The sequence below is a fragment of the Steroidobacter flavus genome, assembly GCF_042651805.1.
Taxonomy (GTDB): domain Bacteria; phylum Pseudomonadota; class Gammaproteobacteria; order Steroidobacterales; family Steroidobacteraceae; genus Steroidobacter; species Steroidobacter flavus.
This window is the reverse complement of record NZ_JBHSDU010000001.1, coordinates 955,117-970,680: the sequence shown is the minus strand read 5'-3', so window position 1 is coordinate 970,680 and position 15,564 is coordinate 955,117. Positions and strand designations below refer to the sequence as shown.

At 61.4% G+C, this 15,564-nt stretch carries 12 protein-coding genes and 1 tRNA gene; 7 read left to right on the top strand and 6 right to left on the bottom strand.

What is annotated here, in order from left to right; translation table 11 throughout:
* The first annotated feature begins 18 nt into the window (after nt 1–18).
* Together ACFPN2_RS03885 and nuoN are read left to right on the top strand one after the other, a co-directional pair.
* A complete protein-coding gene (locus ACFPN2_RS03885; protein ID WP_380595161.1) occupies nt 19–1,554 on the top strand; it encodes an NADH-quinone oxidoreductase subunit M in 1,536 nt (511 codons plus the stop codon).
* A 19-nt stretch (nt 1,555–1,573) separates the two neighbouring features.
* Nucleotides 1,574–3,016, top strand: coding sequence for an NADH-quinone oxidoreductase subunit NuoN (gene nuoN / locus ACFPN2_RS03880; RefSeq protein WP_380595159.1), 1,443 nt, complete (start codon nt 1,574–1,576; stop codon nt 3,014–3,016).
* A gap of 224 nt (nt 3,017–3,240) precedes the next feature.
* Here the strand turns inward: nuoN and ACFPN2_RS03875 are convergent.
* Nucleotides 3,241–3,317 (bottom strand) — tRNA-Met (locus ACFPN2_RS03875).
* A gap of 224 nt (nt 3,318–3,541) precedes the next feature.
* On the opposite strand from ACFPN2_RS03875, the gene ACFPN2_RS03870 reads away from it, so the two are divergent.
* The 5 genes from ACFPN2_RS03870 (at nt 3,542) to ACFPN2_RS03850 (ending at nt 8,234) form a co-directional block, all read left to right on the top strand.
* Nucleotides 3,542–4,303, top strand: a complete 762-nt coding sequence (locus tag ACFPN2_RS03870) for an ABC transporter permease (RefSeq protein WP_380595157.1) — start codon at nt 3,542–3,544, stop codon at nt 4,301–4,303.
* Nucleotides 4,304–4,604: 301 nt separating this feature from the next.
* A complete protein-coding gene (locus ACFPN2_RS03865) occupies nt 4,605–5,444 on the top strand; it encodes an FRG domain-containing protein (RefSeq protein ID WP_380595155.1) in 840 nt (279 codons plus the stop codon).
* Nucleotides 5,445–5,647: 203 nt separating this feature from the next.
* Nucleotides 5,648–6,106, top strand: a complete 459-nt coding sequence (locus ACFPN2_RS03860) for a hypothetical protein (protein ID WP_380595153.1) — start codon at nt 5,648–5,650, stop codon at nt 6,104–6,106.
* A complete protein-coding gene (locus tag ACFPN2_RS03855; RefSeq protein ID WP_380595151.1) occupies nt 6,096–7,259 on the top strand; it encodes a tetratricopeptide repeat protein in 1,164 nt (387 codons plus the stop codon). The genes ACFPN2_RS03860 and ACFPN2_RS03855 overlap by 11 nt, the downstream gene beginning before the upstream one ends.
* A gap of 57 nt (nt 7,260–7,316) precedes the next feature.
* Entirely contained in the window at nt 7,317–8,234 is a 918-nt protein-coding gene (locus ACFPN2_RS03850) for a pyridoxal-phosphate dependent enzyme (RefSeq protein WP_380595149.1), read from the top strand.
* A gap of 6 nt (nt 8,235–8,240) precedes the next feature.
* Here the strand turns inward: ACFPN2_RS03850 and ACFPN2_RS03845 are convergent, their stop codons facing one another.
* From ACFPN2_RS03845 to ACFPN2_RS03825, 5 genes are read right to left on the bottom strand one after another with little or no spacing between them, the layout of a single operon-like run.
* Nucleotides 8,241–9,368: a VWA domain-containing protein gene (locus tag ACFPN2_RS03845; RefSeq protein WP_380595147.1), complete on the bottom strand. Its 1,128-nt coding sequence runs from the start codon at nt 9,366–9,368 to the stop codon at nt 8,241–8,243.
* Complete coding sequence (locus tag ACFPN2_RS03840; protein ID WP_380595145.1) at nt 9,365–11,572, bottom strand: DUF5682 family protein; 2,208 nt, start codon at nt 11,570–11,572, stop codon at nt 9,365–9,367. The genes ACFPN2_RS03845 and ACFPN2_RS03840 overlap by 4 nt, the downstream gene beginning before the upstream one ends.
* A 1-nt stretch (nt 11,573) precedes the next feature.
* Nucleotides 11,574–12,659, bottom strand: a complete 1,086-nt coding sequence (locus tag ACFPN2_RS03835) for an AAA family ATPase (protein ID WP_380595143.1) — start codon at nt 12,657–12,659, stop codon at nt 11,574–11,576.
* The gene (locus tag ACFPN2_RS03830; RefSeq protein WP_380595141.1) at nt 12,656–14,197 is read right to left on the bottom strand and encodes a DUF5691 domain-containing protein; all 1,542 of its coding nucleotides are present in this window, start codon (nt 14,195–14,197) and stop codon (nt 12,656–12,658) included. The genes ACFPN2_RS03835 and ACFPN2_RS03830 overlap by 4 nt, the downstream gene beginning before the upstream one ends.
* Before the next feature lie 3 nt (nt 14,198–14,200).
* The gene (locus ACFPN2_RS03825) at nt 14,201–15,553 is read right to left on the bottom strand and encodes an SWIM zinc finger family protein (RefSeq protein ID WP_380595139.1); all 1,353 of its coding nucleotides are present in this window, start codon (nt 15,551–15,553) and stop codon (nt 14,201–14,203) included.
* Between the last annotated feature and the right edge of the window lie 11 nt (nt 15,554–15,564).

Here is a 15,564-nt window from a genome sequence, read left to right as displayed (position 1 = left end):
TCAAAGTAAGAACCCGATATGTCGACGATTACCTGGCCCATTCTTAGTGTCTTGATGTGGCTGCCCATCGCCGGTGGCGTGGCCATGATCCTGCTTGGCGACAAGGGCATCGCGCTCGGTCGCTGGATCGCGCTCATCACCACCGCTGTCACGTTCGGCATCTCGACCCTGTTGTGGACGAACTTCGACACCACGACCGCGGCGATGCAGTTCGTTGAGGAGCGCACCTGGATCCCGTTCTTCAACTCGTACTACGCCCTCGGCGTGGACGGCTTCGCGATGCCGCTGATCGTGCTGACGGCGTTCATCACGCCGCTGGTGGTGATTGCCGGCTGGAGCGTGATCGACAAGCGCCCGGCGCAGTACTACGCGGCGTTCCTGATCCTCGAAGGCTTGATGATCGGCGTGTTCTCGGCGCTCGACGCGTTGCTGTTCTACGTGCTGTGGGAAGCGATGCTGATCCCGATGTTCATCATCATCGGCATCTGGGGCGGACCGCGCCGGGTGTACGCGACGATCAAGTTCTTCCTGTACACGTTCCTCGGCTCGGTGCTGATGCTGGTGTCGCTGATCTACATGTATCTGCAGACCTGCGACGCCGGTCAGTGCAGCTACGCGATCGCCGAGTTCCAGCGCCTGCCGCTGGGCCTGAACGAGCAGATCTTCATCTTCATCGCGTTCCTCGCCGCGTTTGCGGTGAAGGTGCCGATGTGGCCGGTGCACACCTGGTTGCCGGACGCGCACGTGGAAGCGCCCACCGGCGGCTCAGTGATCCTGGCGGCCATCATGCTGAAGATGGGCGGCTACGGTTTCCTGCGCTTCTCGCTGCCGATCACGCCGGATGCGAGCGACACGCTCGACTGGCTGGTGATTTCGCTGTCGCTGATCGGTGTGGTCTACATCGGCTTCGTCGCGCTCGTGCAGAACGACATGAAGAAGCTGATCGCGTACTCGTCGATCGCGCACATGGGCTTCGTCACGCTCGGCTCGTTCCTTACGTTCGAGTTGATGCGCGTGAATAGCGGCGACACGACCGGTGCCGCGATGGGTATCGACGGTGCGATGGTGCAGATGATTTCGCACGGTCTGATCTCGGGCGCGATGTTCTTCTGCGTCGGCGTGCTGTACGACCGCGTGCATAGTCGCGAGATCAGCGCGTACGGCGGCGTTGTGAACACGATGCCGATCTTCGCGGCGTTCATGGTGCTGTTCGGCATGGCGAACTCCGGCTTGCCCGCGACCTCTGGTTTCGTCGGCGAGTTCCTGGTCATTCTCGCCAGCTTCCGCGCCGACTTCTGGTACGCGTTCCTGGCCGGCCTGACCCTGATTCTCGGTGCCGCCTACACGTTGTGGCTGGTGAAGCGCGTGGTGTTCGGTCCGGTGGCCAATCATCACGTCGCCGAGCTGACCGATGTGAACGGTCGCGAACTGCTCGTGCTCGGCGTGCTGGCACTTGCCGTACTTGGCCTGGGCCTGTGGCCCGCGCCGCTGTTGGACGTGATGCGCCCCACGGTGGAAAACCTGGTGCAGCAGATCACGGTCTCCAAGCTCTGAACTTATCGAGCCATCAGTGATGGAAGCAGTAGTAACAAACTTTGGTATGCAGGCCGCGGCGGCGGAAATCTTCCTGCTGTCGGCGATCTGCGCGATCCTGCTGATCGATGTGTTCCTGGACGACAGCAAGCGCTGGCTCACCTACGGGCTCACGATGCTGACGCTGGTCGGGTGCGCGTTCGTCACCTTCAGCTATTCGGTCGACAGCCGCGTGGTCGCGTTCGACGGCATGTTCATCGCCGATCCGATGGGCGACGTGCTCAAGCTGTTCACCTATGGCACGGTCGCTGTGTCGTTGTTGTATTCGCGTGAATACCTGCAGCGGCATGGCCTGTTCCGCGGCGAGTTCTTCATCCTGACGCTGGTCGCGCTGCTTGGCGTGATGGTGATGGTTTCCGCCGGCAGCTTGCTGACGGTATACCTGGGCGTCGAGCTGTTGGCGTTGTCGCTGTACGCGCTGGTGGCGTTCGATCGCGACTCGGGCATCGCGGCCGAGTCGGCGATGAAGTACTTCGTGCTCGGCGCGATCGCATCCGGCTGCTTGTTGTATGGCTTCTCGATTCTCTACGGCGTCGCCGGCACGCTGCAGCTCGATGAGCTGGCCGTGGCGGTGCGCGAAGTAGGGGCGGGCAACCTCGGCCTGATCTTCGGCCTGGCCTTCGTGATCGTCGGCATCTCGTTCAAGTTCGGTGCCGTGCCGTTCCACATGTGGGTGCCCGACGTTTATCACGGCGCCCCGACGCCGGTGACGCTGTTCATCGGCTCGGCCCCGAAGATCGCTTCGTTCGTGCTCGCGATCCGCGTGCTCGCCGAAGGTCTCGATGCGATGGTCGCGAGCTGGCAGCACATGCTCATCGCGATCTCCGTGGCGTCGATGATCATCGGCAACGTGGTCGCGATCGCGCAGACCAATCTGAAGCGCATGCTGGCGTACTCGACCATCTCGCACGTCGGCTTCATCCTGCTCGGCATTCTCGCCGGCACGACCGACGGCTATCGCGCCTCGATGTTCTACACGCTGACCTACGTGATCATGTCGGTCGGCTCGTTCGGCATGATCCTGCTGCTGTCGCGCGAAGGCTTCGAAGGCGACCAGATCGAAGACTTCAAAGGCCTGGCTCGCAAGAGCCCGTGGTTCGCCGCGGTCATGATGATGCTGATGTTCAGCACCGCCGGCGTGCCGCCGTTCGTCGGCTTCTGGGCGAAGCTCGCCGTCCTCGGCGCGGTGGTGAATGTGGGCCTGAGCTGGCTGGCCGCGGTGTCCGTGCTGCTGTCAGTGGTGGCCGCGTTCTACTACCTGCGCATTATCAAGCTCATGTACTTCGACGAGCCATCCGATGCCTACACCATCGAAGCCGGCGGCACCCTGCGCGCCGTCTTGAGCGCCAACGGCGTCGCCGTGCTGGCCCTCGGCATTTTCCCGTCGGTCTTGCTGGATCTTTGCGCTCGCGTACTGCCGTAAGGCGCGAGCCGCCTCTCGAAATTCGCCGCTGCCGGTTCTATCTCGAACCGCAGCGGCGCGAATCCTTCAGCCTCTTCTGGAACGACCATAGACCGATGCTCCCCTGAGGGGCGCCGGTGCCAACGTCTTTGGAAGCGTGCAGGTACGCCGCAGCGGCCCGGATCGGGCTGAGAGAGCGGCGGCCAATTCAGGTAACCACTCGTTGGCGAGAATGCCAACGAGGTTGGTAGCGGGGGCAGGATTTGAACCTGCGACCTTCGGGTTATGAGCCCGACGAGCTGCCAGACTGCTCCACCCCGCAACAGGAGGGCGCGCATTGTAAGCGCCTCGCAACGAACATTACAAGCTAAATAATCAGGATCGAAATCCCAGAGAAATCAGCGTGAAAGCTCTCAGCTGACGTTGTAAATGGAGCCGACGGCGGGTTTTTCAAGGCGCGCGTCTCCGATCGCGGCGTGTTGGTCCACACGCCAGGACGACGTTATCCTCGAATGCCGTCAGAGGCGGATCGGCGTTGTGAATCTAATGCGCTGGATCGGATTCAAGACACTGGTCCGCCGCGAGTGCGGAGTGATCGTCCGCTTCTGGATCGTCACGCTGGCTCCGCCTGCGGTCATGACGGCTCTCTATGTCACGATCTTCGGTGGAGTCGTAGGACAGCAAATCGACGGCTGGCACGGCGTCGACTATATCCATTACCTGTCACCCGGCCTGATCTTGTTGTGGGTGATTCCTTATTCATTCGCTCACACAGCGGCAGGGCTCCTGGGAGCGCGATCCTTCCGGTTCATCGAAGAAATATTGGTGACGCCACTGCCGAACTGGGTCGTCATGATGGGCTATGTCGCTGGCGGAATGGTTCGAGGACTACTGGTGGGGTTGGTCGCGACCATCGCGACTCTTCTCTTTACACAGCTGAGCATTCATTCGGTCTTCGTCAGCGTATCGGTCCTTTCGTTGGCAGCCCTCGTTGCTTCGGCTGGTGGGTTCATCACCGCGCTGTTTGCAAAGACCTTCGAGCAGGTGAACCTGATCCAGGGCTCGGTCCTCACGCCTCTCACGTATCTGGGCGGAGTCTTTGTTTCCATCTCGACGATGCCCGACTGGGCGCAAGCCCTCTCCGTGGCAAATCCGATGTTTTATATGGTGGATGCGTTTCGCTACGGCTTTCTCGGCGTGTCTGACGGTCCCGCAGGCACGGCGCTTGCGATCATCCTCGCCCTTGGCGTTGTTCTGATGTTTGCAGCGATGAAAATCATGGCTCGTGGAATTGGTATCCGCGAGTGAATGACGGAGCATAGTAGAGGCACCGAGTCGACTGCTGGCAGCGTGGCCGCGAGCTGGAAGCTCTAGCTTTCCGCGCCCTCGATGCTTTGCATGTCGCATGCGCCGAGAGCGGCGGGTCGAGGTGTCACTGACCACCGATGATCGCTGACACCCACCCTACGACTTTGCCCAGTGGCCGCCCGTCTGCTGATGGTAGATGTCCGCGCCGTAAAGGTGCGGGTGGAAGTTGCATGCTGCGCTACACCCGGCCTAATGTCGACTCGCTCACAACGACCTCAGAACGACATAGAGCAGCGGCCGTATGCAAACAGAACACCTCGACCGTTGGGCAGCGTTTGATCAAAAGTTGAAGGCGCTTCGCGCCGAGTTCGCAGGATCTAATTTTCTCTTTCGCGGGCAATCCAACGATGGCTGGGGGCTCGATACCACTCTGGAGCGTGCCGGTTATCCTGGATGTTCCTTGGAGCACTACTATCGCGTTCTTCTTCGAGTGCGGCCTGCGATCGAGGCCCACACCGGTCACCGCTGGGTCTTGCCCACACCTGAGACATTCCGTCGATGGGTCACGAGTTATGACGCTGTCTCCGGTCTGACTGAGTGGAAGGGATATGACTTCATGGCGTACCTGAGACACCATGGATTCCCATCGCCGCTGCTGGACTGGTCGAGGTCGCCGTATGTAGCCGCATTCTTTGCGTTTCAGCCGTTAACCGGCAGCAGCGACCGAGTTGCGATATTTGTATATCAGGAGCGCGCCGGCAACATGAAGTCGCACAGCAGTGGCCGCCCTCAAATACGCCAACTTCCTGAGTATGTGAGGACGCATGCACGGCATTTTCGTCAACAGTGTGAATACACGGTGTGTCTGGAGTACAGAAAAGGCGGGCTCGAAGAAGATGCGCGCAGCGGCGAGCTATACAATTTTCACTACGCAAGGCATGACGCTGTTTTTGACAAGATAGACTTCTTTAAGGTCGAGCACGCTCAAGATCAGCTCTGGAAGTTCACCGTTCCACGCATCGAGCGTGCGAAAGTAATGCAACTATTGAATGACTTTAACCTCAACTCGTACTCGCTGTTTGGATCTGAGGACGCGTTGATGAGCACACTCGCTGAAAAGGAAATTCGCCCGCACGCGTGAGCCGGCATCGCGACGAGGGACCGTCGTAAGGGGGGAGGGCGGATGCCGACCCCTGACCGGCGGCAAATTCTCGTTGTGTAGGGCGGGAGCTCGGTATATATGGCCATCTAACGGGGCTGAAGTCCTCCTCGAATCCTGTCTACCGAAGTTGGATGGCATGCAGAACAAGTAGATCGAAGGCTAGCGCCAATCGGAGTGTCGCGATGTCCAGTAAGGCAGTGCTGTCGTGCGTGCTGTTGCTCGGGGTGATCGTCAGCTTCACCGTGTTCGCAGCATTCTTGAGCGATCCTGTGGCAACGGACACGGCCTTGGTAGAGGAAGGGTCTCATTTCAAGGCGCCTGTATTGGTTGAGCAGGTAATGGGGCCAAATGTGGCTGCGTTGTTTGCGCCGACGATACTGTCGCTGGCGACGGTGTTCGGAATACTTGCCAGCATCGTTTGGGAATATTCCGAAGGGCGCATTACCAAGCTGAGCTCGAGGAATCTGGCCCCGCTGGTGGTGAGTCCCATTGTATTATTGTTCAGCTACGCGATTGCCGCGGAACATCCGGACGCGATGATCGGCACGTTGATGGCGTTCCAGAATGGATTTTTCTGGCAGGTCGTCATCGGCAAGCGCGACTCGAAGAATGAGGTGGCGGCGGTCCGTCATGAGACCTAAGGCGGCGTTCGTTGCCATTCTGCTGGGCGTGATCGCCCTGATTGCAGTCAGTGCGCTGTGGCGATACTACACTCAGCCCTTTCAATTGCACCCGTTTGTGAAGACGATCGTGCGCCTGAATCTGCTGATCGAGCCGCCTGAGCGATTGCGAAAATATGCGCAGGAGCGGCAGATCCTGCTGAATCGTGAAGTCGACTCTCGACAGCCGCCGCCGCAGGCGTTCCTGGTCGATGCGGAGGCGGTGTCGAAATCCTGGTTGCTGCCCATCGCGTGGCGCAGTTATTCGGAATCCGTTCTATTGGCGGGCGGGGCGGCATACGCTTGTCACCAGATATTCCTGGTGGATGGGTCGATACTAAAGCGCTCTGCCAAGGATTTCGCGCGCAGGATGGCGGGTTTCCCCGAAGCCATGGAGGAGCGCATGCGGGATTTCGATTCAGAACCGCATGATTTCCTCCTCTTCACATTTATTCATGAGTCGGTTCACGTATTGGATCTGCACTACGCATTCAACGAGCGGGGTCAGGCGGAAATCGATCGTCTCATGTCGTCGGCGAACAACTTTTCCTCACGAGGTGAGTTCGATCGTGAGCGGTCGGAGCTCAACAGGCTGCTGGCAGCATGTCCCGCGTACTATCAGGCGCTGGATAATCTCGGTGTCCTCGAGCGTAAAGCGGGTAATCTGGAGGCAGCCAGGCACCTCTACGAATATTCGCTCAGGCTCAAGCCGGACAACGCGATCGGTCGCGGGAATTTCATCCTGCTGCTGTTGCAGATGAATGACCTGGCGGCCGCCAGTGCTCATAGCCGTGAATATGTTCGCCTCGCGCGCGACAATCCGGAGGCGCATTTCTGGTCCAGCATCATCGAGCTCAAGCGAGCCAATCTGATCCGCGCACAAATGCACATGGAAGTGGCACGCCAACGCTACTTGGCGACGGACAACCCGATAGTGATCGATGCCGATGTATGGCTATTGGCGATAGCTCAGGAGCTTGGGATCGACGATGTCAATGCACGCTTGACGGACTTTCGAGCCGATTGCGGGCGCATCAGGAAAGCGCCGGCGGAGCTCCTGCAGGTCTGCGGGCTCACAGATGACGAGTTGAAGATGTTCTCCGCGAAGGTGCTGCGCTCCCAGTGGGTCGGATAACGACGGGCTCAATTGACGTTCGTTGCAGTATCCGCGGCGCTCGTATATAGAGCGTCGATGCACCTCGAGACCCCACTGATCGAATCCTTGCCCCTGAGCGCGAAGGCCGGCATTCAAACTTTTCTGAAGCTCGAGGCCGTCCAACCGACGGGATCGTTCAAGGCACGCGGCGTAGGTCACGCTTGTGTGGAATACAAGAAGCGCGGTGCCAAGCGCCTCATCAGTTCGTCGGGGGGCAATGCCGGGCTCGCCGTGGCGTTCTCAGGGCGGAGGCTCGGGGTGCCGGTGACGGTCGTGGTGCCCAAGACGACGACGCCGCGAGCCAAGCGCCTGATCGAGATGGAGAGGGCGGAGGTGATCGTTCATGGCGACTCGTGGCACGAGGCGAACGCGATGGCGCTCACGCTGGTCGATGCCGACAGCGCATTCATCCATCCCTTCGACGATCCCTTGCTCTGGGCTGGCCATGCAACGCTGGTCGATGAGCTGGCCCGGCAGGCCGACAAGCCGGATGCCATCGTGCTCTCAGTGGGCGGCGGCGGTTTGCTGTGTGGAGTGTGCGAGGGACTGACGCGTAATGGCTGGAACGATGTCGCTGTCGTTGCCGCAGAAACGCGAGGCGCGGATTCGTATTCACAAGCACTGGCGGCGGGTAAGCCGGTGCTGCTGCCGGCCATCGAATCCATCGCAAGCTCGCTGGGCGCGCGTGCGGTGTGCGACAGATCGGTCGAGTTTGCGCGTCAGTTGCAGATCGAAAGCGTGGTCGTATCGGACGCGCAGGCAGTGTCCGGGTGTCTCACGTTGTTGGAAGAGCACCGCCTTCTGACGGAACCGGCCTGTGGCGCCTCGGTAGCGGCCTTGACCGAAAAGTCATCGGTGCTGTCGCGTGCGAAGCGCGTGGTCGTAGTGGTTTGCGGCGGCGTGGGTGTGAACTATCAGCAGCTGCTGGATTGGGATACGAAGTTCCGCAGCTAACCCTCGCTACTTCCTCATCTCCACGAACTCCCTAAGATCTCGTCGCTCGATGGCCGCCGCCATCAGCGCCGGAAATTTATCCGGCGTGCATGCGAAGGCGGGGACGCCGAGCGTCGCGAGTCTGCCGGCGAGATCGGCGTTATAAGCAGGGGCGCCTTCGTCGCTCAGTGCCAGCAAAGTCACGAACTGCATGCCGGACGCGACCATGTTCGTGGCGCGTCTCATGAATTCGGTTTCGACGCCGCCTTCGTACAAATCGCTGATCAATACAAATACGGTGTCCTGCGGTGAGCGCACCAGCTGCTGGCAGTAACCCACAGCGCCATTGATGTCGGTGCCGCCACCGAGTCGCACCGAGAACAAAAGATCGATCGGATCTTCGAGCTCTTCGGTGAGATCGATCACTGCGGTGTCGAACACCACGAGCGACGTGATTACCGACGGCAAGGTCGCCAGCACGGCGCCGAAGATGGCGGAATAGACGACGCTGGCGGCCATCGAGCCGCTTTGATCGATACACAGGATGATGTGGCGCATCGACTGCCGCCGCCGGCCATAGCCGAAGCGCACCTCCGGAATCACGGTTTGATAGTCCGGTTGATAGTTTTTCAGATTCGCTCGAATCGTTCTCGGCCAGTCGATATCGTTGTGACGCGGACGGCGATTGCGAGCGGCACGATTCAGCGCGCCCTGCACCGATTGACGCGTCGGCTCGGACAGCTTCGCCAGCAGCTCGTTCACGACTTTGCGCACGACTTGCCGCGCCGTCTCGCGCGTCTTCGCGGGAATCATGCCGGACATGGCGATCAGGTCCGCGATCAGATGCACATCGGGCTTGAGCGATTCGAGGACTTCCGGCTCCATGAGCAGACGAGTCATATCCAACCGCTCGATGGCGTCCCGCTGCAGAACTTGCACGACGCTCGTGGGAAAGTACTCGCGGATGTCGCCGAGCCAGCGAGAAACATTCGGCGCCGAGCTGCCGAGCCCGCCTTTGCGATCGGAGTCGTACAGCGCCTGCAGAGCCCGGTCCATGCGGCCATCGGACAGGTTCAACGAGCAGCCGATGCCGTCCGCGGAATCGCCGCCGAGAATCAATCGCCAGCGTCGTGCTGCTTCGTCGTCCAAGCTCATTCGCTGAGATTCCAAATGCGTTTCAACACGGGCAATACCGCACGCGCCGCTGCTTCGTCGAACTCGACATTCGCGGCCGTGGCTTGCAACTGTTGGCCGGCGCGCAGCCGCTCGCCGATCTGACGTCGCTCCGGTGCTGGGAACTGTGCAAACGTCCGACGCAGCAGTGGCAACACTTGCACGAAATTGTCGGGCGGGGCATTGCGCACCCACTGGGCGATCAGGCCGCGCAGGCGATCGTCATGAACCAGCACCGCGCCGCTGCCCGACAGCAGTCCTTCGACCCAGTGAGCGCCGACGACCGGCTCGTTACCGGGCGAGAGCGAGCGCGCGAACGCGAGCGACAGGGCTTCGAAATCGAGCAGGCCGCTGTCGTAGAGGATCCGGTGCGCATAGCCGCCGATGAGTGCATGCACCGCGTCGCTCTGTGCGATCCGTTGCAACATCCCACGCCAGCTTTCCATGAAGTCGGCGTTACCCAGCATTTCCAACGAACGATTCGTTTCGATGAGCTTGGTCCACAGACTCTGCGCGGCATCGTCGTCGATGTGACTTGCCGCCGCTGGGCATCCAACGGTGATACGCGGCACGAGACCGCTCAGGATCTCCGCGACCAGAGAAACATCCGTACCGCGCACGTTGCCGTAGCGACAAACATTCGCCAGGGGCGGAACCGCATCCAGAAGCTGCAGTACATCGACCGCCACGGCGGCTCGATTCTCGATCGCGGCAACGAGCGTCGTGATCGCGGTGGGCAAATCGGCGAAGAGGGCATCATCCAGGAGTCCGATCAGCGATGCCAGAGACGCGCCAGCGTTGGCGCTACGCTCGGCCAGCAAGCCCGTCGCGGCTTGCTCGACGGTATGACCGTAACGACTCGCCTCGATCAGCGCGATGGCAAACTCGGGTCGCCAGCCGATCTGCCACAACTCATGAAAGGTGCCACGGCCGCCGCTGTGAGTTTGCTGTCGGCCCCATTCGATTCCGAGCAGCCGCAGACGCCGCAGCAGCTGACTACGCTCGCGATCGATGGCTTCGCGCAGATCGAGATCCAGGGTTTTTTCTTCCGCTTTGGGCGGCAGCCGCAATTTCTTTTGGAGAGCGGCCAGATCCTGCTGAACGGGTGCCGTTGGAAATTCTTCGGGAACGATGCCCAGGCGATCGCCGAAGTGCCAGCGACGATGGATCAGCTGCAGCGCCAACGCATCGCCCGAGCCCAGCACCGACACAGCCGCATCGTTGTATTCCGCGAGTCCCGGAACCGGGCGACCACGCACGGAAGCGAGCGCGTCCGCGAGCCGACAGGCTTCGATCACATGGGCCGACGAAACGGGAATGTCTTCATCCCGGAGCAAACGCGCGGCACGCGTCATCCATCGCGCACCGAGTGCGGTGTGCTTGTCCCATAACAGCTCGTACCACACTGGCGAGTCGACACCCGCACCGTAACCGGAGCGATAGGACAGCCGCTCGTACGACCACGGCGTCCAGGCCGCCGCGGTTTTTACTTTGGGCAGGCCTTTCAGCAGCGCATCGTCGGACTTCGCGCTGGGCATATCGGCGAGAGCAGGGGTGTGCCAGGCGCCGCACACGACAGCGATGTTTGCAAAACCTTCGGCGCTCGCAGCGCGAATGCACTTTCGCATGTGAGCTTCGCGCTGCTGTTCAACGAGCGGCACGGGGCGTTCGAGTGCGCCGCGCAGCTCCGACATCATTTCGTGAATGGCTTTGAAAACATCCACATCATGGCCCGCCCGCGATTCGACCAGATGATCCCACCAGCGCTCCGTATCGCTGTATCCGGCGGCGATGGCCATCGGCGCGAGCGGGTCTTGTGTCGTCTCGTCGGCTTCATCCTCACTCGATATCTCTTCGGAAGATGAATCGCGCAGGCGAGCTGACTGAGGCAGATCGATGAATCGCACCGAAAGCTTGCGTGCCAGGGCAAACTGGATCGCCTGCCACTCGGGCGAGTAGTGTGCGAAAGGATAGAGCACCGCCTGGCGTGGCTCGTTCGGCACATAGATCAGCAGCGCAACGGGCGGGACGAGCTGCGCATGCGCAGCCAGCGGGATAAGATCGTTTGCGTCCGGCGGCCCTTCGATCAGCACCACATCCGGTTGCACGCGCTCGAGCGCGTGCACCAGGCTGCGTGCTGAGCCTGGTCCGTGGTGGCGAATGCCGAAGAGATGGACGTTGGCCACCTCAGCTCTGCTCGCGGCAGGCCCGGTAGAGATCTTTCCAGCCGTCGCGTTCCTTCACGACAGTCTCCAGATACTCGCGCCACACGATCGTATCCTGCACGGGGTCCTTGATCACCGCTCCGACCAGGCCCGACGCGACATCGGCGGCGCGCAGCGTACCGTCGCCAAAGTGGCCTGCGAGCGCCATGCCGTTGCTGACTACGCTGATCGCTTCCGCCGTCGACAACGTGCCGCTCGGCGATTTGAGCTTGGCTTTGCCGTCCTCGGTCTTGCCTTCGCGCAGCTCGCGAAACACGGTGACGATGCGACGAATCTCAGCCAGCGCAGGTGCCTCGGCCGGCAGTTCGAGCGCGCGTCCGATGGAATCGACACGCATCTGTACGATGGAGACTTCCTCATCGAGAGAATCCGGCGTGGGCAGCACGACCGTGTTGAAGCGACGCTTGAGCGCGCTCGACATGTCGTTCACACCGCGGTCTTTGTTGTTAGCTGTCGCGATCAGATTGAAGCCGCGAGCGGCGCGCATTTCGGTAGCGAGCTCCGGGATCGGCAGCGTCTTTTCAGACAGCAACGAAATCAGCGTGTCCTGCACATCGGCAGGCACGCGCGTGAGCTCTTCCAGTCGTGCGAGCGAGCCGGCCTCCATGGCGCGCATGAAAGGGCTCGCGACCAGCGCTTCGCGTGACGGGCCCTTCGCCAGCAACAAGGCATAGTTCCAGGAGTAGCGGATCGATTCTTCACCGGTGCCGGCGGTTCCTTGCACCAGCAGGGTGGAGTCGCCACTGATCGCCGCCGCGATGTGCTCGCTGACCCAGCTCTTCGCCGTACCGGGCAGACCGAGCAGCAACAGCGCGCGATCGGTCGCGAGCGTCGCCACGGCAATCTCCATCAAACGTCGCTGTCCGATGTACTTCGGCTTGATCTGAAAGCCGTTATCGAGCTTGCCGCCGATCAGATAAGTGACGACGGCCCACGGCGACAGTTTCCAGTTCGTGGGCTTCTGCCGTTCGTCCACTTTGGCGAGCGCCGCCAGTTCCTCGGCGAATTCCTGTTCCGCGGGTGCCCGCAATACTTCTTGTGTCTTCACACCATCTCCCGTTTCATGGCCGCGCGAAATTCGACGAGGTCGTTGAATTCTTCCAAAGCGTTGCGCCAGGCCGATTCCGTCGACGTGGCTTCCAGAATGCGCGGTAACTTGCTTGCCGCCGTAGGCACATCGCAGTTCAATGCCCACTGCGAGAGAGCATTCCGGTTATGTGACCATTGCTGGCGCTCATCGCGCGCACGATTCGTCAGCAACTCGAGCGCCTTCGCGGTCAGCCCGCTGGTCCAGGGCACATCGATGCTTGCCAGCAGCGTGAACGCGAAGTCGTGATCCTTCTTGCCGAGCAGCGCTTCGATGAGAGCACCGCGTTCTTCCTCATTCGCCGCCGCGACGAGTTGAGCGACTGCCTGCGTACCGATATACGATTCCTGCTTCAAGTTCAGCCAGGCATCGCAGAGCGCACGTAGCCAGGCGGAATCCCGATGTCGCTTGGCTGCCTCGCTGAACGCACCTAGCAGCTCGGTCGCGTACTCAGTCGCCATTACGGCGTCGATCAGCGTCGCCGGGTCGCATTGAAAGCGCGTCGTCCAATCGTTCGGTTGCGATAGCTCCACCAGCTGCACGAGCCAATACGTGCGCTCACCGATCTTGCGTTGCGCGGGCACTTTCACATCGATGCCGTCGCGCTGAGCGGCTTTGTCGGGCGCAGTCGGTAACTCGATGATGAGTTTTCGTTTGGTGAACTTACCGAGCAGGCCGGACTTACCTTCGAACGACACCAGCGGCTCGAGGCGCGAACGCATTCGCTGCGCGTGGGCGGAGTGCGGCAATCTCGCCAGACATTCAATGGCCGCCTGTCGCACAGCCTTGCGTTTGTCATCGAGCGCAGACTCCAGGAACGCCTCGTCCTGATCGGATAAGCCGATCTGCAGAATCCGGACGAATGTTTCTCTGGCCTCGGGTGGATCGCTTTCCCAAGTCGCGGTGACCCAGTCACGTCCACGCGCCGGATCGCGGGCGCGCATCGCTGCGAGCTCTGCGCGTCGTTCCTCGAGCGTGCCTTCTTGCCAGCGCTGCTCGGAGGGCTCGGCGACGATGGGCGTCACGGTCCAGGTTGAATTCAGTTGTGCGAGCCAGGCCGCTGTGGGGCCGAGAACCGAACTCGCGGTGGCGCGAATCGCAGGAGGCACGTGCTCAAGCACCAGCGGCAGAAAATGCGGCGGCAGAATGCGTTTCGACTCGCGGGCGTGCTCGAACCATTCGGGAATGAACTCGCGACGATCGCCGCCAATCATGCGAACGAGGCGCATCGCTGCGGCTTCCGGCAGTTCCGACGCATTCGAAGTCGGGGCAGGGGACGCGGCGGCGACAACAGCTTCAGGCGCGGCTCGTGCTCCAGCGAGGTCCCAGAGTTTTCGAGCGGACGCAGCTCTCAGTAGCGTGCGCTCCGGCGACGCGGGCTCGCGGAGTGGAGACAACGACGCTTCCGGCCATAGGGGCTGATTGTCGATCGACGCCCGGCGCGTGCCCAGCGTTGCCAGACTCGCCAACTGATCCCAAGGAGAAGGCGGTGCTGACATCGCTCAGGCAACCCTCGAGAGCAACGGCAGATCCGCGATGCGGGCGAGGGTGTAGAGCCGGCCGCCGCGTTCCACGGAGTAAGGATCGAATGCGGTCCCGCTCCACTCTCCGAACAACGAAACGGGCTCGCCGCCCGCGAGTGCAACCAGATCCCACGTGTGCCGGCAACTTGCCGAGACCGGGACGCGACGATCGGCCGCGTCCTGCAGCTGCAATCGTCCGGCATGAAACAACGGACGCACCGGTCCGAGCACGAACGGCATCCGTTCGAACCAGGGATTGGTCGCTAGGATTCGGGAATATTCGGTTTGTAACGTCGCGATATCGCGCAGCGCGGGCAATGTGAGTTGTCGCGGCTCGACGCTGAAACGTTCTTTCTCGAGCGCCCGTATCGGCGGGCAGCCATCGAAGAACACGAGCTCGGCATCGATGACCTGGCCGACAGAGTAGGTGGCCGGCAAAGGTTGGGCACCGACAGCGAATTCGAGCACCAATGCAAAAGCATTGCTGGTCGCACCGTGCAGCCAGGTGAACTGCGTTTTGAGTGTTTCGTCGTCGGTCTGCCGGCGCGCAATCACTTGCCAACGATCGCGTGTACCTTCGCGGGCTCGTAACACATCCTGCTCTTGCGTCCAGCCCACGATTGAGCGCACTTCCGCCGCGAGCTCCGGCGGCAGGCGATCGATGCCGCGGTAACCGTCGATGAGCAATTGCAGGCGGGCGAGGCCAGCGAGCAGTTCGTCCTGCCACTGTTGGCTGGCCATCGCCAGCTCGCCGAGATCTCCAACCCGTCGAGCGAGGCCGGGCGCCTGCGCATCGACGAGGCGACTGGCCATTTGCGACCAGAACGACGGGCCCTGAGCGCGCGTGGTCGCCAGACCCTGGCCAATGATGTCGGCCAACCAGACTTCCAATTGATCGAGGCCGGAGACGACGCGCGTCTCACGTTTCTCGACGCGCTTGGCTTTGGCAGCGGGATCGGGTGCCGTCGCTTCCTTGGACTCGCGAGCTTGTTTGGCTTCAGCGCGCTTGGCGCGATTTGCCGACCACTCGGCAACGAATTCAGGAGGCGCGGCGGTGTTGATCTTGGCGCCGCCGGCCACCAGCAGCAGCAAACCAAGCGTGTGCTTGCAAGGCAGCTTGCGACTCGGACAACTACACTTGTATGTCACATCGATCAGATCGACGCGCACCTGATACGGCGTCGATCCGCTGCCCTGGCATTCGCCCCAGACCAGTCGGTCGTCCCGGCCCAGGTTCTGCCACTTGGCGGGCTTGGCCGTACCCTGCGCAGCCTTGAAGGCGGCCGAGTCCGTGGCCAGCTGTTCTACGCGTTGTATGGACCAGTCCGACATGGGCTGAGTAT